The organism is Streptomyces sp. NPDC057950, assembly GCF_042887295.1.
GTDB classification, from domain to species: Bacteria; Actinomycetota; Actinomycetes; order Streptomycetales; family Streptomycetaceae; genus Streptomyces; species Streptomyces kaempferi.
This window is the reverse complement of record NZ_JBHVPP010000013.1, coordinates 79,785-104,947: the sequence shown is the minus strand read 5'-3', so window position 1 is coordinate 104,947 and position 25,163 is coordinate 79,785. Positions and strand designations below refer to the sequence as shown.

Sequence of the window (25,163 nt, the reverse complement as noted above, 5' to 3'; positions counted from 1 at the left end):
GCCGCAGCAAGCAACGGCCCATGAGTAGAGACCTGGACACGGAGTGCACCGGTCAAAGACATGCCTCCGGCGGGGGGCGCTCAGGCTCCGAGATGGCGGGGGCGCCGTTCGCGAGTGCCGGCCGAGTGTGGCGTGCGCGGGGAGCTCCCATCCCGTCTGCCATCGACCCAGGCAGAGCCGAGCAGACGCGGCCCAGGGCGTCAAGGTCGTTCGTACAGTGGCGCGCTCCACCTTGACGCCCTGAACCACGCCCGCTCCACGGTGTGTGGGTCGACGGCAGACGGGATGGGAGCCGGGGTGAGTGGTGGGTTGAGGCTCAAAGCCGCTCCGCCGGCCTCGGGATAGTCTGTGCGGCTCATGGGGCCTACGTGATCACGCCAAGCGGCCTCTGGGGAGGGGACAACGTGCACCCGTTGAGGGAGCTCTACAAGAAGTTCACGAAGACGCATCACACACCTAGCGACGAGGACTTCGCGAGGGCCGGGCCGTGTGAGTGCTCGCCCGCGTGGCCAGCACTTGAAACGACCGCCAACGGCTACGTGATGCGCGCGCTGCCTTCGTCGCACTACAGCGTCCTGTCGAACCCCGAGGTCGGGACATTCGTCGCTCGATGCGCAGGTTGTCACGCTCGGTACCCTGAACCCTGGGTTGTGGACACCACCGAACCCATGCCCTTCGCGTGGGCGCGGGAGTCTGACGAGCCGCCCAGTCAAGACCGCCCGGATTCCTGACACCAACAGCTGACACCAACAGGCGCGAACGGTGCCGATCGACGCTGAACCTCAGCGGTAGGCAGATCGCGGCATGGGGGAGGCTCGCGGAGGTCCCGCAGCCCTGTTGATCGACCTGATAAGGATGAGGCCAGACCTCAAAGCCTTGGACTGTACGGGCGCCAGCCGGACCATCGGCCGGCGCCCGTCGCTTTGGCACGGTCAATGAGACTCCAACGACCTCACTTTGCAGGACGCCCCGCGCGGAGGTAGTCGAGGTACTCGTCTCCGCCCATGCCTGCGTTCACCCAGCGGTGACGGACCGCCCCGGTTCGACGCTCAGCCTCAGCCATCGCGATCGCCGCATCATCGGTGACAGCAAGCGTCTGGCCGAACTCGTCATCGGGGTCCAGGGGCGGAAATTCCAGGAGATCGCAGAAGGTCTCGCTGCCCACGTCCTCAACGACGTGCAGCGTCACCTCGTACCCGCGCTTGGTGGACTCGATGCCGACCCAGCGAATCGCCGGGGTCTGTGCCCCCTGTACCGCCCCGAGGAACTGCTCGATCCCTTGACCACGCCGCAGAGCACCGACAGCGATCGTCTCAACCAGATAGCGCATGGGCGCAGCGTACGGCGCGAGGATTCGTGCCCCCCACGTGCCCTGTCGAGCGGGTAATTACGGGGAACACCAGTCAGTCGCGGGGGCAAACGCAGGAACAGCCCCCGACCGTGTCACCTGGTCAGAGGCCGTTTCACCTGCGCGGTGGGTGTGGGATTTGAACCCACGCTGACTGACGCCACGACGGTTTTCAAGATTGCTCACTGTGCGTCGAGCGTCGCTCGAAGCCGAGGATGTCGTATAGCCAGCGGTCGAAGTAGCGCGTCTCAGCTTCTTGATCGCCCTCGACCGCCCGCCACTCACGGGCGGCGGTGACCATCTGTGCCTCGGCCTGACCTGTCTCCTCAGGCCGTAGCTCGGCCCAATCGGTCAGTTCGCCGAAGATGGACACGAGCCCGGTGTCCGCGTCGTCGCCGTCGTTGACTGGGTGCCCGCCACTGGCCAGGCCCATGATCTCTAGAGCCGGTTCGTACGGCGATGCGTCGTCCCTCAAGATGACCTCTGCACACGCCCTCACCGCGGCACGGAAGGCCTCCGAGTCGTTCATGGGTATGAGAATAGGCGACGCGGTCCGCCCGCTCCGGATCATCGCGTAGGGCCTCCCCGTACAGCAGCGAAGTACAGCAACCCCAGCAACCGACTCCGTTCGGTAGCGTCCCTCCAGAACCTCGAAGCGCCCGGTACGACCGTCCGCAACCGATCCACATAGAGCTACGGATCAGAAGGCTCCGCCACCATGAGACGGCTCGGGTTCCCGTCCCGGGCCGTCTGCGGGCAGCGAGGGATTCGGCGCCGCGAAGTTCAGCGCAGAGCCCGACGCTCGTCTACACGGCGTGTCGGCACACCCAGAAACACGTCGGGTGCCGCAGGGCCATAAACGATGTTGAACGTTTCCAGTCGATAGGACCAGGCCCCGTCACAACGGCCGACGAACCGGTGGTTGATCTGCCATTGCAGCCACTGGCCGGGAGCCAGACGAACGGCAGGCGGGCGCCGATCGCGTCGTGGCACGGCGAACATGCTCACCTCTGGCGGGTCCACGCGCAGCAGCCCGTCAACCTCGCGAAGGATCGTCCCGGGTGCCGACAGATCCCGTACTTGCACGTGAGGTTCGAAGGAGTCGGACTCCCGCATGGCGACTTCGTGAAGGGCGGCATTCAAGCGCGGGGGCAGCGAGAAGGCCGTTGGTGCGGCGTTTCTGCGAGCAGCTCCAGGGCCGCCGCGCGACTTCTTCGTCCACGACGTGCGTATCCGCTGAACGACAACATCCATGGGACCAATCATCAGGCGGGACGCCGCACCACGGCCACAGAGTTACGCACCGTGCCAGAACCGTGCCAGATCGAGCGGGGAACCACGGGGAACAGCGGCGAGCGGCAGGCAACTCGAAGCGATCGCCCGTGGCCCGGAAGCCGCAGCTTACGGCGCACCCTCCCCACCTCGCTCCTAAAGCGGGTGTCGCAGGTTCGAATCCTGCCGGGGGCACCAGGGAAAAGGCCCCGGACCGATCATGGTCCGGGGTCTTTGGCATCCAGTTCTGACATCAACGGGGACGGGACGGAGCGCACCCGGCGTGACAAGAGATGAGGCTCTCGACCGATTGAGGCAACTGGCACGAGCTCAGGCATTCGGACATCACGTCGGCTCGGACCGCCTCGTCCAGGCCGGCCTCGACGCGCTTCTGGCCGACGTCGATGCCCCGTCGCTCGCCCTCCTCGCCGGCCTGGCCCGTCGTGAGGAGCATGAGGCACCGGAGCTCTTCGATCACGTCGTGGACGAGCTGGGGCTGGGATTCGAGGTGCCGGCCGACCCGATCGCTGCCAGGTGGGCCCTGGCTTACTGGTTGGCCGCTCAGATCGTCGACGGCTCCTTGGACCCGGCGACCGGTGCCGACCGCATATGGGTCGAAGCGGCGTCAGAACTCGGCTATCCCGAACGCCTGCAACCGATCGTCGAATGTGCCGTTCATCTGGACGACTGGAACGCCGATTGGAGCGCTCCGCTGGAGCAGCTCAGGGAAGAAGTCCGTGTCGCCGCCCGCGTGCTCATTGAAAGCGGAGGGCCTGAGTCCGCTCTCTGAAGACCACGGAGCCCCAGGACCGTTGGGCGGACGAACTGAAGGACGCTCTCGCTCTGATTTTCTCGAGGCAACCCGTGACACGACGGAACCCCTGTCTGAAGGCCCTCGCGGGCAGCGGATTCGACGCTGCCTGACCGAGCCACGGCACCGGGTACGCGACGCCGATGCCCTCGCGATCGACCTGGTAGGGATGAGGCCCTGAGACGGCGGTACAGCAGCGAAGTACCGCAACCACGGCAACCGGTCCCATCCCGCGGCGTCCCTGTAGACCCGAGGTGTGGCCTGTATGCCCCGGGCCGATCACGGTCCGGGGTCCTCGGCCCGACCGTCGCCGGTGGTCACTGGTGTTCCCCCGGCGACGGCCAACGCCCCGCGCCCCTCGCCCCCTCAGATGCGCCGAAGGTGCCGCACGAACAATGCGCGTGCCCTGTCCAGGTCTTCGGGGGAAGCGGCACCGCGCTTGGGCAGCACGAGGAAGTAGCCCAGACTTCCGGTGAGGACGAACAGCTCGGGCGTCTCGAACCACCAGGGGTAGGAGCTCCACTCGATGCGGTCGCTCCTGCCGTCCGTACCGGTGGTGGTCAGCCCGTCCTCGGCGAGTGCGGTGCGGCAGACCCCGCGAGCCGCGTGCGTCTCGTACTGGCCCCGCACCCGGAACCGGCGGTATGCCTGGCGTACTGCGAACAGGACGATGACACCGAGCACGCTGGATATGACGACGACGGTCTCATCGAGATGCCACGCCACGGCGCGCACGAAGATCGCTGCGGCCGCGAACGCGCCGGGAAGCAGCAGAGAACCGGTGAGTCCGGGCCGGGTACGGAGGCTGAAACGCCGCAGGGCCCGGTCATAGTCCGCAGCCGCCGGGGTGTACTCGAACCGAGCGGCAACGGGGGCGGCGACTTCGGCAGGCCCCGCATGATCCATGTTCATGACAGCGGAGAGTACGACACGGCCGCACCGTCAACCGGGGGCCCCCGTCCACCCCGCTCAACTGCCGTTCGACGGGGACCATTTCACGCGGACCGGAACCGACCGACCGACCGACCGACCGACCGACCGCGCGCCCGCGCGCCCGCGCGTGGAGCCGGTAGCAGGTCCCCGGTGGCCACCGGGCGAATTCCGTTGGCCCTGCCCGGAGTCGGTGTCGAGGTGGGGACAGGGAGGGTGAGGGTCCCGGCCGGTGCGCGGACCTGATCCGCTCACGCGGTCCTCCGGACTGAATACTCTTCAGGGGGAGCGGGTTCGGACGGGTCGGCCCTGCCGGCCGTGAACCCGGAAGAGGGCTCCGGGTAATAACGGGTGAGCGCCTACCGGGACGCTCGGTGAGACTCCCCAGGAACGGAACCCTGTGATCGCCTCCATCGGGCACATTCCGAGAGCAGAGGCCGTCGACGACGCGGAACTGATCGCGCAGTCGATGGCCGACCCCGAGATGTTCGCTGGACTCTACGACCGGCACGCCGCCGGGCTCCACAGGTACGTGGCGCGGCGCCTCGGCGACAACAGCCTGGCCGACGACATCGTCGGCGAGACCTTTCTGATCGCGTTCCGGCAACGCGGCCGCTACAGCTCCGACCAGCGCGAGGCCCGTCCCTGGCTCTACGGCATCGCCGCGAACCTCGTCGGCAAACACCGCAGAACCGAGCTACGGGCCTACCGCGCACTGGCCAGAACCGGTGTCGACCCCGTCACCGAGTCGCACGCCGACGCGGTCGACGGCCAGGTCACCGCCCAGAGCCTGCGCAGCCCGCTGGCCGCCGGTCTGCACCGGCTCAACGAGGGCGACCGGCACGTTCTGCTGCTCATCGCCTGGGCCGACTTCTCCTACCAGGAGGTCGCCGCCGCACTCGGTATCCCGCTGGGCACCGTCCGCTCCCGGCTCAACCGGGCCCGCAAGAAGATGCGCGTCGCCCTCGTCGACATCGATCCCACCCCCACGTCCCAGTCGGAGGAAGACGGCCATGCGTGACCTCGACGATCTGACCGCGCTGCGTGAACTGCGGGCGGAGGTCCCCGCACCGACCGTGGCGCGGCTGGCCGGCGGTCGGTGGAAGCTGATCGCCGCGGCCGTGGAAGAGGGCCGCGGTGGTCCCGCCCGCACGGGCCCCGGCCGCGGCCCCGCCCGTGTCGCGCGCCGGGCGGCGATCGCCGCGGTCACCGCGGCCGCGGTGACCGCGGGCGTGCTGGTCGCCTCCGCCGGGGGTGACAGCCCCCGGAGCACGCGGACGAACACGGTCGCCTTCGTGCTGGAGGCGGCGGCGAAGAACGCCGAGAGGAGTTCGGCCCGGCTGCCCGGACCACACCAGTGGGCCTACCTGGCATCGGTGAACTGCATGCCGCAGTGCTTCACCAGCGAGAGATGGTGGCAAGGCAACGGCAAGAGCATCGCCACACGTGGGACGAACGTGCAGGGCCACACCAACCCGCTGATCACAGGGCCGGTGATCGGCCAGAACTACACACCCATCATGATCTACAAGTCCCTCTCCAAACTGCCCGCCGAGCCACACGCTCTCCTCGAACGGCTCGGAACCGACCCGAGTCTCCGGTGGGCCCTGCACTTCGAGGGAGTACGGCCCGACGCCACGCCCACCCCCGACGACGAGGCAGGTGCGATCTTCAGTCTCATGCAAGCGGCTCCGGTCCTTCCTCCCCAGGTGAACGCCTCCTTGTTCCGGGCCCTGAAGCTCATTCCGGGCGTGCGGTTCATCGCCGGGACGGAAGACGCGCTCCACCGGCACGGACTGGGTGTCCAGATCACCAGCGGCACCAGATTCCCCGTACGTCGAACCCTGGTCCTGGACCCGAAGACCTACGCCTTCCTGGGCTACAGGGAGCAGTGGCACGGAGCCAAGGACTTCACCTTCGTCTTCGCCCGCAAAGTCTCCGGCGTGGTCGACCACCCAGGTGAAAGCCCGCGCTGAACCGCGGGTGCCGCGGTGGGTGGTGGGTCCGCCGTCCCGGTGGGACCGGGAACCCACTGCCTCGCACCGCCCCGTCACCGCACGACATCGGTGCCCCGGCGGCAGATCGTGGGCCCGGCGGGCACCGGGGGCTGGTCCGGCCAGGCGAACGCGTAGCGAGGGTCGCCCCCTCGGCCCAGCCGTACGAAGCGCAGGAGTTCGCGGACGATGCCCGCGTTGCCCATCGCCCAGCCGGTGCGCGGTTCCAGGTCGCTCGGGGTGGCCCGATGCTCGGCGTTCGACCAGCGGGCGCCGTCGCTGTCCCGGATCGCCCGGTCGACGAGGTCCGCGACGAGGACGTGGGCGAAGTCGTACGGGTCATGCTGTTCGGCGATCCGGTCGCAGGCCAGGGCGAGGACGCCCGCGGTTCCGCAGCAGCGGCCGTTGTTGTCCCAGAAGCCGGGGCGCAGCCGCTGGGGCAGGCCGGAGCGGGTGACCGTGTGCCAGCAGCGGTCGGCGAGGGCGGCCCAGCCGGGGTCGGCCGTGGTGTCCCGCAGCAGCCGGAAGACCTGGGCGTCGCCGGCCGGGCCGTGGCACCAGCCGTAGCTGACGGGCTCGATCACATCAGGTCGGTACTGCGGGGTGGAGTGCGGGACCAGGAACCCCTCGGGCCCCGCTTCGTCGCGGGCCACGACGTCCGCGGCACCGGCCAGCGCCAGCTCGACCATGTCCGCACGGCCGGTGGCCACGCCGACCCGGGCGAGCGACAGGACGATGCCGAGCGTGCCGTGCGAGAGGTGATGCAGACGGGAGTCGACACCGGTGCGGTGGGCCCAGTGGACCCCCGCCGCGGTCGGCTCCGCCGTCCGCAGATACGGCTCCATGGCGAGGACGGCCAGTTCGGCGTCGCCGGCCAGGAGCGCTCCGAGGCCGATCCCCGCGTTGCCGCCCATCAGCTCGAACAGCTCGCCCCAGCGGGTCCCGTCGAAGCGTGACCGCACGAGTGTCAGCGCGCGGTCGGCGGCGGCGCCGGCGGCCGTGTCGCCGAGTTCTTCGTGAAGGGCCCGCAGGACGACTGCCATTCCGGTGCGGCCGAAGTAGAGGGAGTCGTCGTCCATGCCGTCGACGGAGTCCGCGATGCCGCGGGCCGCGCGCAGGGCGTCGTCGGCGTAGGAGTCGTCACCGAAGTGCCGCCACGCCTCCAGGAGTACGGGGACGTTGCCCGCCGTACCGCTGTAGAGCATCGGGTCGAGCTCGTCGGCCGAGGGCCTGGTCGCCCACGCGAGGCCTCCCCCGGAGGTTTCCCGCGCCGCCCCGGTCAGCCACCGCAGGCCGTCCACCGCGAGTCCCTCGACCTCGTCGACCACCACGACCGTGGCTTCTGGTGCCGTCATGTGCCCACTGTCGCACGGCCTTTGGGAGCCGCTTCGTCCAGAGCGGTGCGTGGACCGGCCGGACGGGGCGGATCTCTCCGGCGGCGACCGGCACCCCCGAGCCCTTCGGGTCCAGGGACTCCATGGACTCCAGGGCTTCGGGTTCGACGCCCTCACACCGGTCCGCGTCGCGGAGCGACACCGGTCCGCGTCGCGGAGCCGCCGCACGGACGACAGGGCGGGGCTCCGGTGTCAGGAGGGGCTGCCGGGGCGGACCGTGAGGTAGGTCCACGGGCTCCACACGCCGGTGGTCTGTGCGTCCTTGGCCGGGGGTGTGTAGTGGCCGCGGATGCGGTAGTGGTCGTTGCTCGTGTAGAGCTTCAGACTCCGGGCGTAGCCGTACCAGTCGCCGGAGTACAGGGGCACGCAGGTCTGCGAGGTGCCCTGATGCCAGGCCCCCGAGTAGTAGTGCTCGAGGTACACCGTGGTGCAGCCGCCGGTCTGACGGGGGGTGACCTGGAGGTTGAAACTCATGTTGACTTCGGACTTGTAGAAGACCTGGTATGTGGTGGATCCGACGCGGGTGGTCGTGAGCGGCCACTGCATCACCGTCCGGACCGCCGGCGTGAAGGTCGTGCCGGTGGTCACCGTACGCGGCGCGTAGCGGTAGTCACCCGTGAAGGCCGCGCTGAACACGGTGTTGCGGGTGACCTTGTAGGAGGCGACGAGGTTCCCGTGCGCGTCGACCTTGCCGCTCTTGAGCTGGGTCCGGGACTTGCCCGCGGGCTGGTCGTACAGCGTCACGGAACGGGAGTTGTACGTGGTTCCCAGATGCGCGGTGACCTTGACGGTCGCGCCTGAGCGGTACGACCTCGCGTCGGTCGTCACGCTCAGGCTCGGAGTGGCGCGGGACACCTGCACCTTCGCCGACGCCGTGACCGGGAGGTAGGAGGTGCCGCCGTCGTAGCTGAACGCGTAGGTGTTCACGCCGCCGACCTGCGGGGTGTCGTGGAAGGCGAAGCTGCCGTCGGCGGCGACGGGCACGGTGACCGGCGAGGAGCCGGAGGTGTGCGCCGGGTCGGTCTTGACGACGTGCACCGCGCCGGTCGTCACATGCGCGTGGGGCCACGTCAGGCGCCCGGTGACGGTCGTCGGCGCTGCTCGGCCGGCGGTGGAGGGAGCCGCCAGCGCCATGGTGGGCGCGTACTTCGCGACGGGGATGTCGAAGGTCTGGCCGGCCGGACCGTAGTGGCCGCTTCCGGAGTAGTCGACGTGGAAGCTCAGCGGGCCGCTGAGGGGAGCGGTGCCGGCGACGTGGTAGGCGCCGAAGAAGTCGGCCACGCCGGCCCGAGTGGTGGTCGGGTCCGGGATGAGCACGCCGTCCGGATCCGCGGCGTCGTAACGCGTGATCCGTACGGTGCCCGGTATCAGGGATTCCCCGGCACCGAGGTCGAGAGGCGACAGGAAGCCCGTCCGGAACGAATAGTCCTCGCCGGGGGCGAGCGGCGTGGTGGTCGAACCTCCGCTGAGCCGGACCCATGCGGTTTCCGGGTCACGGGCTGTGCGGAGCGTCGGTGTCCCCCCGGAGGCGTCCACGCCCACGATGTAGAGGCGGCTCCCGTCCGGTGACCAGGCGAGGCCGTGGGCCGGCAGTCTCAGCGGAGACTCGTACTCGTACTCGTTGTAGGAGCCCTCGTCCGTTTCCGGGAACACCCGGACCCCGTACGTGCAGCCGCAGCCGGCCATGGTGCCGTCCGGGGCCACGGCGACGGCTCTTGAGTCCACGACCTCGCTGAATCGGCCGTCCACCGCCAGATCCGAGGTGCTGTACCGGTCGACGCTCGGGTGCGCCGAGGACGGGACCGCCAGGTGCCGGCCGTCCGCAGTGACCGCGAAGTCGCTCAGGTCGGGGACGGGCAGTGCCTTCGCGGCCAGGCGGCTCAGCGCGTCGCCCTCGGCCCGGTACGTGACGACGGCGGAGGTGTCGCCCGTCTGCGCGGCGGCGGCGAGTACGCCGGAGGGGGTCGGGGTCGTCGCCAGCATCGGCGGTGCGGGCCAACTGCCCGCATCCTGCCGCAAGGTGACCGTGCCGGCCGCGTCGACGGATCCGATGCCGCCGGCGCCCGCCGTGCCGTACCCGAACCAGAGGGTGCCCCCGGCGACGGCCAGCGAGTCCGGACGGGTTCCCGTGCCCGTGCCGTGACGAGCCGACTCGGTCAGGTCGTCCGTGCTGATCGCCGCGATCGCGTCCTGGCCGGGGAGAGCCGCGTACAGCACCGATCCGTCGTCGGAGAGGGCGAGACCGGTGGCACCCGGCTCACCACCGATCGTCGTCGGGTTCCCGCCGTCGAGGTCGGTGACGAGAATGCCGTCGGTGCCGGCGCCGCCGCTGATGAACAGGTGTCCGTGCGGAGCGTCCACGACGAGGTGCGCGAAGTGCGCGATCGGCAGCGGTACGCCCGACGCCGCGTACGAGTCGACCGCGCCGGGACCGATGACGGTCGTCAGTCCCAGGAGCAGCGCCGCGACGGTTGGCGGTGTGCATCGCACCGGCTTCATGAAAGGCCCCCACATAACCTTCACGATCAAGGAGCGCAAAATAGCACGGGGAAGATCGCGTCCCGCCACCGGTCAGCGCGCTCGGGGAGAGCCCGGCCGGCTCACCGTGACCACCGCCGTGCCCTCGTCACCGGGTCGCGACGCTGAGGGCCGGCCCGGCGATGGCCATGTCGCCGCTGAGCCGCGCGATCCGTGAAACGGTCACGTTCTCGAAGGTGATGGTGCGGCTGGGCGCGGTGGGGTGGGAGAGCCACGGGGGCAGCGCATCGGGCGTGACGGTGACGCTGCGGTCCGCGGGGAGCGGAGCGCCGCCCAGTCCGACGAGCGTGCCGTACAGCTTCTGGGCGTACAGGGTCACCACGTCCTTGCCCCTGAGCGTGGATGTGGTCGCGGGTCTGGTCCGCAGACGCATCGCGGCGCGCCCGCGGCCCGCCGTCAGATCGAGGTCGCCGAAGTCCAGCGACCGTGCGGTGAACTTCAGCACCCGCTCGGAGCCGGCCGCGGTCCTGACGACGACCACGCCGCGGAAGGCGCTGTCGTGGAGCACGAGTCTGTCGGCACGCAGCACCCAGGGGACGTTCGCCTCGGGGGCCGGGGACCGGGCGGCCGACGGTCGCGCGGCCGGCGTGCCGGCACCCGCTGGTGGCCCGGACGCACGGATACCCCCGGGGGCGAGCCACGCCTTCGAGACCGCCGGTGTGGCGAGTTGGAGGACCAGGGAGAGTGCGGGCAGTGCCAGCGCCCAGGTGAGGGGACGCAGCGGTCGGCCGCCCGAGCGGTTCTTCGCCGCACCGCCCGGAGGGCAGGGGCCGGACTCCGGCCCGCCTGTCGCACCGCCGGTCAGGGCGTCACCTCTCACCGTGGTCCTCGTCCACGGGGACGGGGGTCGACGCACGGTTCACCGCGAGCCCCTCCTCGGGGTCGCCTGTCGGGGGCACCCAGGCACAGGCCAGGGATCCGCCGATCAGACCGGAGACCAGCCCGATGAGGAGGCCCCCGAAGTTGGCGACGGGAAACGAGACGAGCGCGAGCAGAATGACCGTGATCCCCGCGAATACGCGCGTCTGCCGCTGGAACCAGAGGGAGATGGCGAGGACCACGAGCAGGACCCCGATGATCAGCGACCCCGCGCCCGCCGAGGTCGACAGCGCCACGGGGATGGCTCCGAGGTTCAGGTGCGCGTACGGGAAGTAGATGATGGGGAAGCCTGCGGCGAGAGTGAACAGACCTGCCCAGAAGGGGCGTTCGCCCCGCCAGGTCCTGAATCCCCGTCGGGCGGCGGCGACACGCAGGTTCTCGCGCCTGCCGGTTCGTTGGAGGAACACGTGAGCTCTCCGTGGTGTTCGGCGGGCGGGAGTACGTGCGGGACTTTGTGCGGACTTTGTGCGGGAGTACGTGGCGAGCGGGCGCGGACAGTGGGTGTTTCGTGCCGGCGGATCAGAAGCACTCGTGGTGGCCTTGCCTGAGTCGCACATCGAGGCCGGGGACGTTGAACGTGGTGGCCGAGACCGCGACCGTGGTGAAGCGCACGTCCTTCAGGAGGGCCGAATCCGCCTGCTGGGCAAAGCCGTTGGGGTCGAAGAACCGGGAGTTCCTGTCCTGCGGGCTGATCGGGCCCTTGCTGACCGCACCCGCCGCCACACCGATGTCGAGGTCGTCGAAATTCGCCTGTCCGCTCGACACGGATGTCGCGTCGAGGAACAGGTTCCTCGCCTCGATCGGACTGCGTCGGCCGCCGGTGATCCTCAGCGTGTACGGGCCCAGGACCGGGATCGCGACCACGACGGACTGGCACAGCCCGCTGATCTCCGCGCGGCGGGCCCCGGTGACCACGACCGGCACGAGGGTGCCCTGCCTGGTCACGTCCACCGTGCCGTAGATGCTCAGACCATGGGCGTCCAGCGTGTCCAGGGCCACCTGGAACTTCTGGCCGGAGATGAGGAACGACGCGGCCAGTACTCCTTGGGCCATGCCGACGCCGAGGGCCGCGGCGGCCATGACACTCGGGACGAGAACGCGGGCGAAGCGCTTCCAGGAGGTCCTGCCGGCGCGGTGCAGCATCCCGTCTCCTCCGGTCATGACGTGGGCTCGCCGATGCCAGACAGGGGTAGGCGACGTCTCTCTCTAGTGGCGGATCCTAGGCTTCCCTGCGCGACAGCCGACGGCACGCCAGGTCGGCCGGACGGGTGAGTCGGTTTCCGTTGCGCCATCCGGACGACACGCGGTGCGGTGACGCCGTCGGCGTTCCCGATCCGCCGGCCGTCGCGGACGGGGCGACGCCGCGGCTCGTCCGTACGACCGGTGCGGTCGGTCCGGTCGGTGCGGTCGGTCCGGTCGGTGCGGCCGGGTGGGAACCCCGCGGGTCAACACGCTCTAGAGGAGGCCGAGGTCGTCGAGTTCCTTGTGCAGGTCCGCGCGGGGGTTGTCGGCGCCCGTCCGCGGGGTGCGGCGGGCGGGCGCCCCGGTGTCGCCGCTGGAGTGGGCGGTCGGCAGGGACCGCGGGCCCCGGTCCCTGAAGAGCCAGGCCCCGAGCAGACCGCCGATCAGGCCCCCGAGATGGCCGAGCCAGCTCACCCCCGGCGTCCCGGGCACGGCAACGGTGAGCAGGTAGGCGAAGGAGGCCGCCATGACGATGCCGATCAGGGTGTCGATCAGGTGCCGGTCGAAGATCCCGCGGACCACGACGTAGCCGAAGTACCCGAAGACCAGACCGCTGGCGCCCACCGTGTCGACACCGCCCCGTTCGAAGAACCACACCATGAGTCCGCTGGTCACCGCCACGAGCAGACTCAGCCCGAGGAAACGGACGACACCTCGGTACGCCGCGAGGAATCCGAACACGAACAGCGGCCCGGAGTTGCTCTCGATGTGTGCCCAACTCCAGTGCAGGAAGGGCGCGCTGATGACGTCCGGCAACGTCCCGAGGTCTCCGGGGACCACCCCGTAGTCCCGCGAAAGGGCGTAGTGGTCGGCCGCGTTGGCCAGCTGCACCAGCCAGACGATCACCAGGAACCCGAACATCACGAAGAACGCCTTGCGCGCCTCCGCGATCATCCGCTCGGGGTCGACCGGCCCCCTGCCCGCCCGCTCCTGATCCGGTCCTCCGCCCATGGCACGATCCCCTCCCCGGCGGATCCGCATCCGCGTCACCGAGAACTCTATGAAGTCCGGGCCGGACCGCCCAGAGGGAGGCGCACGGCACTCGCGGGCCGTGACCTGGAATGCGGAGTACGGCACCGGCGGTGTACCGGACCGACACTCCTACGGAAGGGGCTTCGCCCGGACCGACGTCGGCTCCGGCGCGGTTCCGGCGGCGCTCCTCCGGCCACCCGACCCCGCCCCCGACCCCGGCCTCGTCTCCATCCCCCTTCCCTTCCCACGCCCCCTCCCCGAGAGCGTGAGCGCCGCCGTGACGCCGATCGACGCCGTCGCCATCACCGTCATCGCCGCGCCGGGCGAGGTCAGTTGGGCGACCGAGCCCGCCAGGGCCGCGCTCGCGCCCTGCAGGGTCAGCATCCCGGAGGAGTGCAGCCCGAGGACGTGGCCGCCGAGTTCCTCGGGCGTCAGCGCCATCAGCCGTTCCTGCTGGATCAGGCTCGACCCGAAGCCGACGGAGGCGACGGCCGCGCAGGCCGCGGACACCGCGATGCCCGGGTGGAGGGCGAAGACCAGGTACGGCGTGGCCAGGAGCAGGAGGAACGGAGCGCCCAGCCGTGCCCGGACGCGCGGTGCGAGGAGACGGCCGGTGGTCACGTCGCCCACCAGCATGCCGAAGGCCGCGGAGGCGAAGAGGACACCCGCGTGCTCGGGGGCGTACGAGACGAAGAGGGATTCGCAGCCGACGATCAGACCGTTGGGGATCCACAGGAGCAGAAGGACGGTGCGGCGGGGACCGTACGACCACAGGAGGGCGTTCGTGCGCCACGTCCGGGCGACCGACGGGCGGCCGGAGGCGCGGGGCGCGCGGCGCGTGAGGCCGAGGCGGGTGCCGGCCGCCGCCGCCAGGTACAGCGCCGCCGCCGTCAGGAGTCCGACGCGGGGGGACACCGCGGCCACCAGGAAGCCGCCTGCCGCGTACCCGGTGACCTGGGTGATCCCGCTCATCATGTTGAAGACGGAACGGCCCAGCAGATAGCCGTCCCTGGGGAGGATCTCGTTCAGCAGGCCCCAGCGGACCCCGCCGCTCAGGGAGGCCACCAGGCCGAGCGCGAAAAGGACGCCGAAGATCGCGGCCACCGGGAGGCCGGGCAGCGCCACCGCCGCCGTACCGAACGCGAAGGCGAGGGCGATGCCCGTCGTCGTCGCGCGCGGCGGCAGCCGGTCCGCCGCGGACAGGAGCGTGGTCGCGCCCAGCACCTGGGCGAGGGACGGGCCGAACATGCTCAGGGCGGAGAGCAGGGGCGAGTCGGTCGCCCGGTAGACCAGGGTGCCCAGGGCCAGGCCGCCCACCGTCGAGGCCGCTCCCTGGAGCGCGGACGTCAGGAAGAGCGGAGTGAACTCCGGGGTGCGGAAGAGGTCGGAGTAGCTGCGCATGGGCGCAGTCTCCGGCTGCGTACGAGGCGGTCGACAATGTTTCGCGGGGCGGCGAAAGCAACGGGGGTGCGGGACGGCCCTGGCAGGGGGATGGCCGACGGGCCGCTGAGACGTCCGGGTACCGGCGGGAATGCCGGACCGGAGGGGTGCGGGGGCGGCCACGTGGGCAGGAGCAGGCCCGGAGGGACAGGTCCGGGGCGGGAAGACGCCCGGGGACAGGCAGGGCCCGGCGGCCGGAGCGGACGCCGGGACGGGTGTGACGGAAGGGACGGGGAGCGGACATGGGGTGGTGGCAGATCAATGCCGACACCCTCGCCCGCAGCCGCTTCGTGCTGTCACCGCTCGCCGAGACCTTCGCCAGCCTCAAGGTGCTGCAGTCGGGCTCGGCCGCGCACCCCGGCGAACGGGCCTGGCTCGACGCCCATCTGCCCGCGTACCGCAGTCGGCTGGCCGACGATCCGGTCACCGCGCTGCTCATCCGGTCCGGTCTCGGCCGGGAGTGGATCGCGGACTTCCTGACTCCCACGCCACGCGGCGAGGCCGGCTTCGAGGAGGAGGTCGCACGGGTCAGGGAGGTGCCGGCCGCGGAGGCCCGCGCCCACCTCGCCGTCGCTCTGCGCGGGCCCCTCCCCGCCGCCCTGCACCGCGACGACCTGCCGGAGCGTGCCGCCGGTCTCCTCACCGACATCTGGACCGAGACCGTACGCCCCTACTGGGCCCGGCGTCGGCGCGTCCTGGAGGCCGACGTCGTCGCCCGCAGCGCACAGCTCAGCCAGGGTGGCTGGGCGACCGCCCTGGACGCGCTTCGGCCCGGGATCCGCTGGCTCGGCGACAACCGGCTGCAGGTCAACCCGCACGAGTATCCGCCGCGCGAGATCTCGGGTGCCGAGCTGTACTTCGTACCGGTCACACCGCAGAGCCACGGCTGGGTCTCATGGGAGGAGCCGCACCGGTACGCGGTGGTCTACCCGTGCGTCGGGGCGCTCGCCCACGCCGGGCCCGAGGCCGTACCGGAGAGCCTGGGCGCGCTGCTCGGTCCCGCCCGCGCCGGTGTCCTCGTCCACCTCGGCTCTCCGCTGAGCACGACCCAGCTGGTGGCGCTGACCGGGCAGGGGCTGGGGTCCGTCGGCCGGCATCTGAAGGTGCTGCTGGACGCCCGGCTGATCCAGCGGCGGCGGGCGGGCCGGTCGGTGCTCTACTCGCGTACGGCCGCCGGCGAGGTGCTCGTGAAGGCTCAGGGCGGCTGACGCGGGTGGCCGGACCGGGCGGAGTTAGCATCCGTTCATGACTACTGACAACTCTGTGTTCGACGTCCGGATCGATTCTCTGCAGGGCGGCTCCGCGGATCTCGGGCAGTACCGCGGCAAGACCGTGCTCGTCGTGAACGTGGCCTCCAAGTGCGGGCTGACCCCGCAGTACGCGGGTCTTGAACGGCTGCACGAGCGGTACGCCGCCCAGGGCTTCACCGTGCTCGGTGTGCCCTGCAACCAGTTCATGGGACAGGAGCCCGGCACCTCCGAGGAGATCGCCGAGTTCTGCTCCGCGACGTACGGGGTGACCTTCCCGATGACCGAGAAGGTCGAGGTGAACGGGGACGCGCGGCACGAGCTGTACCAGCGGCTGGTGGACACCGCCGACGGTGAGGGTCACACCGGTGACATCCGCTGGAACTTCGAGAAGTTCCTGATCGGGCCGGGCGGGGATGTCGTGGCACGGTTCTCGCCGCAGGTCGAGCCGGACTCGGCGGAGGTCGTGGCGGCGGTGGAGAAGTCGCTCGCGTAGTTCGCGGTCAAGGTCGGGTCCCGAATCCGGTTCGGGCTCAGGTCGCGGGTTGGGTTCGGGCTCAGGTCGCGGGTTGGGTTCGGGCTCAGGTCGCGGGTTGGGTTCGGGCTCAGGGTCCGTTTCTGGGTCCGGTTCCGGTTCCGGTTCTGCGGGGTTTGACCTTGCCCCTGGGGCAGGGACCAGTGTTCCCCGTCACCGGGCGGACCGCGCCCGGTGACGGAGGATGGACTCGTGCATCAGGAACTGCTCACGATCGGCGCGTTCGCCGCCCGCGCGCGGCTCTCGCCGAAGGCGCTTCGGCTGTACGACCGGCTCGGACTGCTCGCTCCGGCACACGTCGACGAGGTCAGCGGCTACCGCTACTACCGCGCCGACCAGGTGGAACGCGCCCGCATGGTCGCGCTCCTGCGCCGGCTCGACATGCCGCTCGCGCGGATCGCGGACGTGGTGGAGGCCGACGGGACCACCGGTGCCGCTCGGCTCGCCGCCTACTGGGCGGACGCCGAGACGCGGTTCGCCTCGCAGCGGACGCTGGCCGAGTACCTCCGTGGACGGCTGTCGGGAAGGAGTTCCGAGATGTACGGGAAGTTCGTGGTCGAGACCGTGGACGTGCCGGAGCGGGTGGTGCTGACGGAGACGCGGCACACGCTCGCGGATGAGCTGCCGGTGTGGATCCCGGCCTCGCTCGGCCGGCTGGAGGAGGGGGCGCGGGAGTGCGGGGGCACGACCGGGGCGCCCTTCGTCGTCTACTACGCCGAGGTCAGCATGGAGAGCGACGGGCCTGCCGAGTCGTGTGTGCCCGTCGCCGACGGGGAGGCCGCGCGGGGCTGGGCGGAGCGGTGGGGGCCGGGGTCGGGAGTGGGGGTGCGGGTCGAGCCGGCGCGGCGGTTGGCGTATGCGCGGATCACCAAGGCGCAGGTGGCTCATCCGCAGATCGTCGCCGCGTTCGAGGCTGTGGAGGCGTGGGTTCGGGAGCGGGGGCTCTCGGTCGACGGGCCCTGTCGGGAGGTGTACTTCGGGGACTGGGATGCGGCGGGGCCTGAGGACGCGGTGTGTGACGTGGCGTTCCCGGTGACGTGACCCTCCGGGGCGGTCGGGACCCTCGCCCCGCCGCCCCTACCCGTCCCATCCCTTGGGGCTCCGCCCCTAACCCCGCCAAGGGGCTGCCGCCCCCTGGACCCTCGCTTCGCCCGAAGGGCTCGTCCTCAAACGCCGGACGGGCTGAAACACATGCCCCGGCCGGCACCATCAGCCCGTCCGGCGTTTGAGGACGAGGCCGTCCAGGCCGAACGGGGGTCTGGGGGCGGAGCCCCCAGGGGTCAGCGGAGCTCCTCTGGGCACGGGGTACCCCGAGGAAGCTGGTAGGGCGCCGCCAGGCGATACGTGCCGGGAGCCGGCGCGAGGAGTTCGGTCCATTTGTCGCCGGAGGCGTTCTCCTGGGTCTCCATCAGGCAGCCGTTGAGGTTGTCGTACGTCTTCGGGGCGCCCTCGGCCCGGTGCTTGGACTTCTCCGTCTCCTGCGGCGGCTTCACGCTCTTGCCCGCGGCGTCGACGAGGCCCAGCCACGGCGAGTACGGAACGCGGATGAGAACGCGGCCGGCCTTCTTCACCTCGATGGTCAGCTCGCCCTGCTCGGCACGGTCGACCACGGCCGGCGGGTCGGCGAGCTGCGTCGGATCGGTCACCGCGAAGAGCTGCCAGTTCGCGTCGCCCCACATCTGCCGGAGATACGGCATGCCGCGCTGGACCAGCTGACGTTCGCGTTCACCGCCGTTGCCGTCCGGCTCCCCCTTGGGCAGCACCACGTAGTGGACGGCCCAGCGCTGGAGCCACTCGTGGTAGTTCGCGGAGTTGAGCGTGTCGTCGTAGAAGAGCGGGTTGCGCTCCATGTCGGCCTGCCGGTTCCAGCCGCGGGCGAGGTTCACGTACGGCGCGAGCGCGGACGCCTCGCGGTGGGAGCGGGCCGGGACGACCTCGACACGGCCCTTCTCGGCACCGACGACCTGGAGCTGGTTCACGAGCGGGGCGAGCTCCCGCGCCCAGGAGGCCGCCGGTGTCGTGTGCACGATGTCGTCGACGGACTTGAACCCGATCCACCCGGTGAATCCGGCGAAGGCGACGACGGTCACGTACCACTTGCGCGTCTTCGGCACGGTGAAGGGCAGGGCCGCCAGCAGCGCCACCCCGGCGAACAGCATCGCCAGCCGCGTGATGTTGGAGCCGATCTGCGAGCTGATCAGCCAGACGAGGAGGACACCGAGGCCGTACACCGCCGCCGTGATCCGTACCGTCTTCCACTCCTTGGGCACGAGCGCGAAGACCAGCACGGAGTAGATGAACGGCAGCGAGGCCGACCCGATGGACATCGGCTGGGTCCCGGAGAAGGGGAACAGCCACGCCGAGGCGGCCACGACGAGCGTCGGCGCGATCCCGAGCGCGTACGCCCCCGGGCGCCGCTTCTGGAGGAAGAGGGCCGCCGCGACCAGGCCGACGAACAGCCCGGCCACCGGCGACGCGGCGGTGGCGAGGGCGGCGAGCGGCGCCGCGCACAGGGCCTTCGCCCAGCGTTTGTGGCGCCAGCGGTAGGGCCAGCAGAAGACGACGGCGGCCGCGGCGAGCGCGAACACCATGCCCAGGCCGTACGTGACGCGGCCCGACGCCGCGTTGCACAGCAGCGCGAAGACTCCCGCGAGCGCGGGCCACAGCGGCTCGCGCACCGCACGGCTGCGGATCAGGATCATCGTCAGCAGCCCGGCGGAGAGCGTCCCCGCGATCATCATCGTGGTCCGGACGCCGAGCACGGACATCAGATACGGCGACACCACGCTGTACGACACCGGGTGCATACCGCCGTACCAGGCGAGGTTGTACGCGGAGTCCGGGTGCCGTCCGACGAACTCGGCCCACGCGTCCTGCGCCGCGAGATCCCCGCCACTGTTCGCGAACGAGAAGAACCATGCGAGGTGGAGCAGTCCGGCCAGCGCCGTGACGACCGCGACGGGGTGCCGGTGCACGAAGCCCTTCAGCCGGGCGGTACGGGTGCCGGGCTCCTCCTCGGCACCGTCAGGTCCGTGAGGACCGTGAGGACCGTGAGCGCCGTGAGGTCCGTCAGATCCGGCGGCGCCGTCCGGTCCGTCGGCCTCGGCGGAACGTGCGGGTAGCCGTATTCGCGAGCCCGCCCTGGGGCCCGGATCGGCGTCGTCGGCGTGTGTCGGCTCCGCTGTCGCCACTACAAGGCACTCCTGTGTCCCGTTTCCTCGCGCTCGCCCCGGGGCCCGCGGCCCGCGACCTGCCCCGATCTCGCGACGCTAGCACGCACCCCGCCGGGGAGCGCCCGGGTGGGACGCCCCCGACGGGGTGCGGCACGTTCGCGCGGTGCTCATCGCGCGTTCGCGTGGTGTTTCGGGGCGCTCGCGGCGTACGCCGCCACCAGCGCGTCCGCTCGATCGCTCACCTGTACGTCCGTTCAGCTCACACGGGTCAGCCGGGCGCCGAAGCCCGGCTCGGCGAGGTCCCTCTGAAGCGCGACGGGGATCTTGACGGCGTGGCTGGAACCGTCGCCGACCGTCAGCACACCGACGGTCTCGCCCGCCTTGCCCGTGTGCGGGACCGCCTGGTCGCCCTCGCCGATCGACAGCTTCGTCTTCAGACCGGGCCAGCCGACCGCCGTCATGTTCTTGGTGGCGACGACCGGGGTCCGGCCGCCGAGCTGGTCGTCCACGTACCCGACGACGTCGCCCTTCTTCACCACCGTGGCGGAGACCAGGCCCTTCTGCACCTTGTCGATCAGCTTCTGGCTGTCGGTGAGGGCGAGCTGGAGGCTGTCCCAGACCTTGCCGGTCCCGGCGTTCTGGCCGAGGACCGCGCCGTAGATCGTCTGCTGCTTGCCGTTCACCGTCTTGGTGGCGGCCCACACCAGGTTTCCACCGGCGGGGGTCGACGAGCCGGTCTTCAGTCCGATCACACCGACCTGCTTCACCAGCAGGTCGTTGTTGTTGTAGATCTTGCTGTCGAGGCCGGGGATCTGGGCGCTGGCCATCCCGACGATGCCGCGGAACACGTCGTTCTGCATGACCCGCTTGGCGAGCTTGAGCTGGTCGGTCGCGGTGCTCACCGTCGTCTTCTGCAGACCGCTCGGGTCCGTGTACGTCGAGTTCGTCATGCCGAGCTTCTTGGCGGCGGCGTTCATCTTGGCGACGAAGGACTTGCTGTCGGAGTCCCAACGGGCGAGCAGCCGCGCCGCGTTGTTGCCGGACGGGATCATCAGCATCTGGAGCATCTCGCGCTCCGTGAACTGCTGCCCCTTCGACATGGCGGCCGTCGACTCGTCCGGCAGTTTCGACTCGTCCTCGGCCTGCTGGTCGACGGTGATCTTCTCGCCTCCCTCGCTCCCCTTCAGAGGGTGCTCCTGGAGGATCACGTACGCCGTCATGATCTTGGCGACGCTCGCGATGGGGGCGGGTGCCTGCTTGCCGTCCGTGCCGAGGCTTCCGACGCCCTCGACCTCTATGGCCGACTGTCCATGGCCCGGCCAGGGCAGGTCGAGGGTGCCGCCCTCGAAGGTGTACGTGGCGTCGGCGCTGAGTCCGAGAGCCACGCTCGGCAGCGGACGTACGGCCTGCGCGATCGCGAAGATCACCACGAGCAGCAGGACCAGCGGCGTCCAGATCTTCACGCGGCGCGCGAGTGTCCGTACCGGGGTCTGCGGGGGCGGCGGCGTGTTCGTCAGCTCGGCGAGCAGGTCCAGCGGCGGCTTCGGCGGAAGCGGCTGCTGGGTGGTGCGCTCGGGGCCGACCTGGGGCATCGCGGTGGTGGCGTCGGCGGGGGTCACCCGCGGCTTCGCCGGTGCCTGTCCGTCCAGCGACCTGAGGGCGACGAATTTGCTGGTGCGTTCGGCCGCGGCCTCGGCCTTCGGCTCCGCCGCGGCCTTCGGCTTCGGCTCGTCCTCGGGCTTCGCGCCGGTCTTCGGTCCCGGCTTCGGTCCGGGCTTGTCCGTCGGCGTTGCGGTGGATCTGGCGGCGGGCTCGGAGGCGGGCTTGTCCGTGGACGGCTTCGCGTCCCGCTTCGTGTCCCGCTTCGCGTCGCCCAGCTTGAGCATGGTGGTGGGCTGGTCCACGGCCGGGCGCCGCGGCGTCTTGAAGACGGCGGTGGGCTGGTCGACGGGGGGCTTCGAGGCCGCGGCCGCCGATCCCCCGGCGTCGGACTTCGAGCCGGGCTTCTCGTCCTCGACCGGGTCGTCACCGGACCGGGAGTCCTCGCCCGTCCCGGAGTCCTCACCGGACTCGGACCCGGACCCGGACTCGGACCCGGGCTCGAGGTCGGCGGCCTTCGTCCCGGCCGCGGCCTTCACCTCGCCGGCGGCCACGGGCTCGGCGTCCGAGGGGTCTGCGTCCGAGGGTTCGGCGTCCTTCTTCGGCTCGGCGTCGGCGTCCACATCCGTGTCCGCCCCGGCGTCGTCCGCGACCGCGTGATCAGCCTCGGCAGCGGCCTCGCCGTCGTCACCAGCCTCGGCAGCGGCATCGGCGTCGCCGTCGGCCTCGGCATCGTTGTCGTCCGCGGATTCCTCAGCCGACGCTCCGTCAGTCGCGTCCCCGGCATTCTCGGCGTCCCCGGCGTCCTGGGCACCCCCGGCGGCCCTGTCCCCGGCTCCGGCCTCCGCCCGCGCGTCCTCGTCGGCCGTCCCCGAGTCCTCCGCGGCCGCCTCCGCGCCCTTCGCCGTCGAGGTGGACTCCTCCGTCTCCTCGGCGCCCGCAGCCCCGCTCCCGGCCTCCTGCGGAACCTTGGGCTCCTCCTCGTCCGCGCTCGACACCCACGCGGCCACCGCGGCCCGCAGCCGGGCGTCTCCGCCGGAACCCTTCTCGCCGGACGCACCGGGGGTCTTCTCTCCGGACCCACCGGAAGGCTTCTCTCCGGACCCGCCGGAGACCTTCTCCCCGCCGCCCGCGGGAACCTTCTCCGCGGATCCGGCGGAACCTTCCGCCAGGGCCCGCGTCGAGAACACCGCCGTGGCCTGGTCCACCCGCACCGTGGCGGCCCGCTCACGGGCCACCGCCAGACGGGGGTCCGCCGCCGCGGCCGCGGCGGACCGCACCGGCCCCGGAACCGCCGCGGGGGTCCCCGACGTCGCTTCTGCCGACGACGCCGACGACTCGTGCTGCTTCGACCTGTCGGGGGACTCGCCCGCCACCGATGCCTCCTCCGTGCGCCACCCACCGGGCGCCCAACGAACCGTGAAACCCTTGACCCGCTGCCCGGACATCGCTGTCCGAACCATGTACCAGTGTCCTGTGTGCGGGCTTAACCCCTGCGGTAGACGAGAACGACATACCTGCCGGTTCCACTACGAACCGGTCACGCACTCTCGACAGACCATTGTGAGAGGGGTCACCCTGTCATTCATCCACGCGGGGAGGCATGGATGGGCAGGAGCCGCAGAACACTTCCGGAGGAGCTTCTGCTGCTGGCGTTGGACCCGACCACGGGTACCACCGCACAGCCGCAGTCGCTCGACCTCGGTCTGGCCGGAGCACAGCTAGTGGAGCTGGCGCTGGCCGGACGGATAGCCCCAGACGGGGATCGTATCGCCGTGGTGGCACCACGGCCGACTGGAGATCCAACACTGGACTGTGCGTTGGAACTGCTTCGCCGGCGCGGAGCACCCGTACGCGCGGTCAACTGGATTGGCGGGCCCCGACTGGGACTTCGCCAGACCTACCTCTCGCATCTGGAGAGGTGCGGCATGGTCCATGCCGTGGCCGGCCAGATGTGCGGGGTGCTTCCGACGACTCGCTACCAAGCGACGGACACGGAGATCAGCCGGGAGATCAGATCCCGGCTGGACAGCGCGATCCGCACCGGCGTACCGCCGGACCCGCGGACCGCGGCGCTCGCCGCGCTGGCCCATGCGGTCGGTCTCGGCAAGCACCTGTATCCGGGTAATGAGGGACGCTCGTCCCGCTCCCGGCTGCGGGACCTGATCAGACACGACCCCATGGGCGGCCTCGTGGCCCACGCGGTCATGGACGTTCAGAACGGTGCGGTCGCACAACCGCGCCGCAGCCCGGCACCGGCCGGCCGTCCGGCCACCGCCGGAGTCAGGTCCGCACCGGAACCCGCCCGCGGTGTTCCGATGCAACCGCGCCACGGTTCCATGGCGCGCGCCGTGGTCCACTGAGCCGCAGTCCCACGGCACGCACCGGCGGGCACCGTCGTCACGCACCACACGCAGTACCCAGCACCGCCAGCACCATCCCGGCATCACCCAGCGCCGCACCGCAGTCCCCAGGATCCGGTTCGGGAGCCGCTGGCTCGCGCGGGGCGGTGAGCCGTACGTCCGGACGACGACACGGCTCCACCGCCCCGCGCGGCCGCATTTCACGGGTGGAGGGCATATGCGTGCGGTATGCGCCGACGGGACGCGCGGGTGCGTGAGAGGCGTCCCGGTACGCTCCGGACCCCCGAACTGGCCCGTACCCAGCGCATATCCGCTGTTTCCCAGCGGTAGAAAGCACCTTGGTGGCAATCTGCTCAACAGCAGATACGCAAAGTAGAGGCCCGCAGCCGGAGGTGCACGTCCCGTGGCGTCAAGTGTCAATCCCACCGTCCGGCGGCGCCGGCTGGGCCAGGAGCTGCGCCGGCTCCGCGAGCTCAAGGGCATGACGGCCGAAGAGGTCGCCGAGCGTCTCCTGGTCTCCCAGTCGAAGATCAGCCGGCTGGAGAACGGGCGGCGCAGCATCAGCCAGCGTGACGTCCGCGACCTGTGCGGGGTCTACGAGGTCGAGGACCACCGGATCGTCGACTCGCTGATGCAGATGGCCAAGGACTCACGCCAGCAAGGCTGGTGGCACTCCTTCGGCGACATCCCGTACAGCGTCTACATCGGTCTGGAGACCGACGCGGCGAGCCTGCGCGTGTACGACCCCCAGGTCGTCCCGGGCCTGCTCCAGACCCGGCCGTACGCCGAGGCACTGATCGCGGGCGCGCTGCCCGAGACCGCGCCCGCCGACATCGACAAGCGCGTCCAGGTGCGTCTGCGCCGGCAGGAACGGATCTCCGCCCCGGACAACCCGCTGCGCCTGTGGACCGTCCTCGACGAGTCCGCGCTGCGCCGGGTGGTGGGGAACCGCTCCCTCATGCGCGACCAGCTGGAGCACCTGGTGGAGCAGTCCCAGTTCCCGCACGTCACGGTGCAGGTGATCCCGTTCGAGATGGGCGCGCACCCGGGCCTCAACGGCCAGTACGCGATCCTGGAGTTCCCCGACGCGGCCGACTCCAGCGTCGTCTACATCGAGGGTGTCACCAGCGACCTCTACCTGGAGAAGGCGAACGACGTCCAGAAGTACAGCGTGATGTACGAGCACCTGCGGGCGCAGGCACTGAACGTGGAGCAGTCGCGTCAGCTGATCGCCGACATCGCCAAGGAGTACGCGCGCTGAGGCGTGTTCCTGCGCTCCGGGCACAGCCCTGATGGAGAAGTGGGGCATCATACACTCCCCTACGCCAGGACGGAAGACCTCACTGGAACATGCCACCCGGTCGAGTGAATAGTCGCTTCGCTCGCGGATGTTGGCGAGTAGCGTCGATCACGCCATCAAGCAACA

Annotated in this window: 21 protein-coding genes; 8 read left to right on the top strand and 13 right to left on the bottom strand. The window is 70.7% G+C overall.

The features are described from left to right. Positions 1–952: 952 nt before the first annotated feature. From ACFVTC_RS22155 to ACFVTC_RS22145, 3 genes are all read right to left on the bottom strand, one after another. Complete coding sequence (locus ACFVTC_RS22155; RefSeq protein ID WP_390129527.1) at positions 953–1,330, bottom strand: hypothetical protein; 378 nt, start codon at positions 1,328–1,330, stop codon at positions 953–955. 190 nt (positions 1,331–1,520) lie between these two features. Then, complete coding sequence (locus tag ACFVTC_RS22150; protein ID WP_390129525.1) at positions 1,521–1,877, bottom strand: hypothetical protein; 357 nt, start codon at positions 1,875–1,877, stop codon at positions 1,521–1,523. A gap of 254 nt (positions 1,878–2,131) precedes the next feature. Further along, the gene (locus tag ACFVTC_RS22145; RefSeq protein WP_390129523.1) at positions 2,132–2,602 is read right to left on the bottom strand and encodes a hypothetical protein; all 471 of its coding nucleotides are present in this window, start codon (positions 2,600–2,602) and stop codon (positions 2,132–2,134) included. Between the two features lie 301 nt (positions 2,603–2,903). Between ACFVTC_RS22145 and ACFVTC_RS22140 the strand changes: the two genes are divergently transcribed. Next, positions 2,904–3,410, top strand: a complete 507-nt coding sequence (locus ACFVTC_RS22140; RefSeq protein ID WP_390129521.1) for a hypothetical protein — start codon at positions 2,904–2,906, stop codon at positions 3,408–3,410. Positions 3,411–3,797: 387 nt separating this feature from the next. Here the strand turns inward: ACFVTC_RS22140 and ACFVTC_RS22135 are convergent, their stop codons facing one another. Beyond that, positions 3,798–4,343: a YcxB family protein gene (locus ACFVTC_RS22135; protein ID WP_390129519.1), complete on the bottom strand. Its 546-nt coding sequence runs from the start codon at positions 4,341–4,343 to the stop codon at positions 3,798–3,800. 487 nt (positions 4,344–4,830) lie between these two features. On the opposite strand from ACFVTC_RS22135, the gene ACFVTC_RS22130 reads away from it, so the two are divergent. Further along, on the top strand, positions 4,831–5,382 hold the full coding sequence (locus ACFVTC_RS22130) for an RNA polymerase sigma factor (protein WP_390129799.1): 552 nt from the start codon (positions 4,831–4,833) through the stop codon (positions 5,380–5,382). Beyond that, positions 5,375–6,337 (top strand): CU044_5270 family protein, encoded by a 963-nt coding sequence (locus ACFVTC_RS22125; RefSeq protein ID WP_390129517.1) that lies wholly within the window; start codon positions 5,375–5,377, stop codon positions 6,335–6,337. The genes ACFVTC_RS22130 and ACFVTC_RS22125 overlap by 8 nt, the downstream gene beginning before the upstream one ends. A gap of 74 nt (positions 6,338–6,411) precedes the next feature. On the opposite strand, the gene ACFVTC_RS22120 is transcribed toward ACFVTC_RS22125, so the two are convergent. From ACFVTC_RS22120 to ACFVTC_RS22090, 7 genes are all read right to left on the bottom strand, one after another. Continuing rightward, a complete protein-coding gene (locus ACFVTC_RS22120) occupies positions 6,412–7,710 on the bottom strand; it encodes a lanthionine synthetase LanC family protein (RefSeq protein WP_390129515.1) in 1,299 nt (432 codons plus the stop codon). 231 nt (positions 7,711–7,941) lie between these two features. Next, positions 7,942–10,248, bottom strand: coding sequence for a hypothetical protein (locus ACFVTC_RS22115; protein ID WP_390129513.1), 2,307 nt, complete (start codon positions 10,246–10,248; stop codon positions 7,942–7,944). Positions 10,249–10,375: 127 nt separating this feature from the next. After that, positions 10,376–11,107 (bottom strand): hypothetical protein, encoded by a 732-nt coding sequence (locus ACFVTC_RS22110; protein WP_390129511.1) that lies wholly within the window; start codon positions 11,105–11,107, stop codon positions 10,376–10,378. Next, a complete protein-coding gene (locus ACFVTC_RS22105; protein ID WP_390129510.1) occupies positions 11,097–11,573 on the bottom strand; it encodes a DUF6114 domain-containing protein in 477 nt (158 codons plus the stop codon). Before ACFVTC_RS22105 ends, ACFVTC_RS22110 begins: the two co-directional genes overlap by 11 nt. A gap of 112 nt (positions 11,574–11,685) precedes the next feature. After that, entirely contained in the window at positions 11,686–12,309 is a 624-nt protein-coding gene (locus ACFVTC_RS22100) for a DUF6230 family protein (protein ID WP_390129508.1), read from the bottom strand. Positions 12,310–12,621: 312 nt separating this feature from the next. Next, entirely contained in the window at positions 12,622–13,359 is a 738-nt protein-coding gene (locus ACFVTC_RS22095) for a rhomboid family intramembrane serine protease (protein WP_390129506.1), read from the bottom strand. Between the two features lie 150 nt (positions 13,360–13,509). After that, positions 13,510–14,781 (bottom strand): MFS transporter, encoded by a 1,272-nt coding sequence (locus tag ACFVTC_RS22090; RefSeq protein ID WP_390129505.1) that lies wholly within the window; start codon positions 14,779–14,781, stop codon positions 13,510–13,512. Positions 14,782–15,062: 281 nt separating this feature from the next. On the opposite strand from ACFVTC_RS22090, the gene ACFVTC_RS22085 reads away from it, so the two are divergent. The 3 genes from ACFVTC_RS22085 to ACFVTC_RS22075 all read left to right on the top strand — a co-directional run bounded on the left by ACFVTC_RS22085 (position 15,063) and on the right by ACFVTC_RS22075 (position 17,643). After that, positions 15,063–16,028, top strand: a complete 966-nt coding sequence (locus ACFVTC_RS22085) for a transcriptional regulator (protein ID WP_390129503.1) — start codon at positions 15,063–15,065, stop codon at positions 16,026–16,028. 37 nt (positions 16,029–16,065) lie between these two features. After that, positions 16,066–16,563: a glutathione peroxidase gene (locus ACFVTC_RS22080; RefSeq protein ID WP_390129501.1), complete on the top strand. Its 498-nt coding sequence runs from the start codon at positions 16,066–16,068 to the stop codon at positions 16,561–16,563. Positions 16,564–16,794: 231 nt separating this feature from the next. Beyond that, positions 16,795–17,643 (top strand): MerR family transcriptional regulator, encoded by an 849-nt coding sequence (locus ACFVTC_RS22075; RefSeq protein ID WP_390129500.1) that lies wholly within the window; start codon positions 16,795–16,797, stop codon positions 17,641–17,643. 239 nt (positions 17,644–17,882) lie between these two features. Here the strand turns inward: ACFVTC_RS22075 and ACFVTC_RS22070 are convergent, their stop codons facing one another. Continuing rightward, positions 17,883–19,793, bottom strand: a complete 1,911-nt coding sequence (locus ACFVTC_RS22070) for an MFS transporter (protein ID WP_390129498.1) — start codon at positions 19,791–19,793, stop codon at positions 17,883–17,885. 236 nt (positions 19,794–20,029) lie between these two features. Further along, complete coding sequence (locus ACFVTC_RS22065) at positions 20,030–22,837, bottom strand: D-alanyl-D-alanine carboxypeptidase family protein (RefSeq protein WP_390129496.1); 2,808 nt, start codon at positions 22,835–22,837, stop codon at positions 20,030–20,032. 144 nt (positions 22,838–22,981) lie between these two features. Here ACFVTC_RS22065 and ACFVTC_RS22060 point away from each other — a divergent pair, with 144 nt between their 5' ends. Both ACFVTC_RS22060 and ACFVTC_RS22055 read left to right on the top strand, forming a co-directional pair. Continuing rightward, on the top strand, positions 22,982–23,737 hold the full coding sequence (locus ACFVTC_RS22060; RefSeq protein WP_168528628.1) for a GPP34 family phosphoprotein: 756 nt from the start codon (positions 22,982–22,984) through the stop codon (positions 23,735–23,737). 403 nt (positions 23,738–24,140) lie between these two features. Further along, on the top strand, positions 24,141–24,998 hold the full coding sequence (locus ACFVTC_RS22055; RefSeq protein WP_390129494.1) for a helix-turn-helix domain-containing protein: 858 nt from the start codon (positions 24,141–24,143) through the stop codon (positions 24,996–24,998). Positions 24,999–25,163 lie beyond the last annotated feature (165 nt).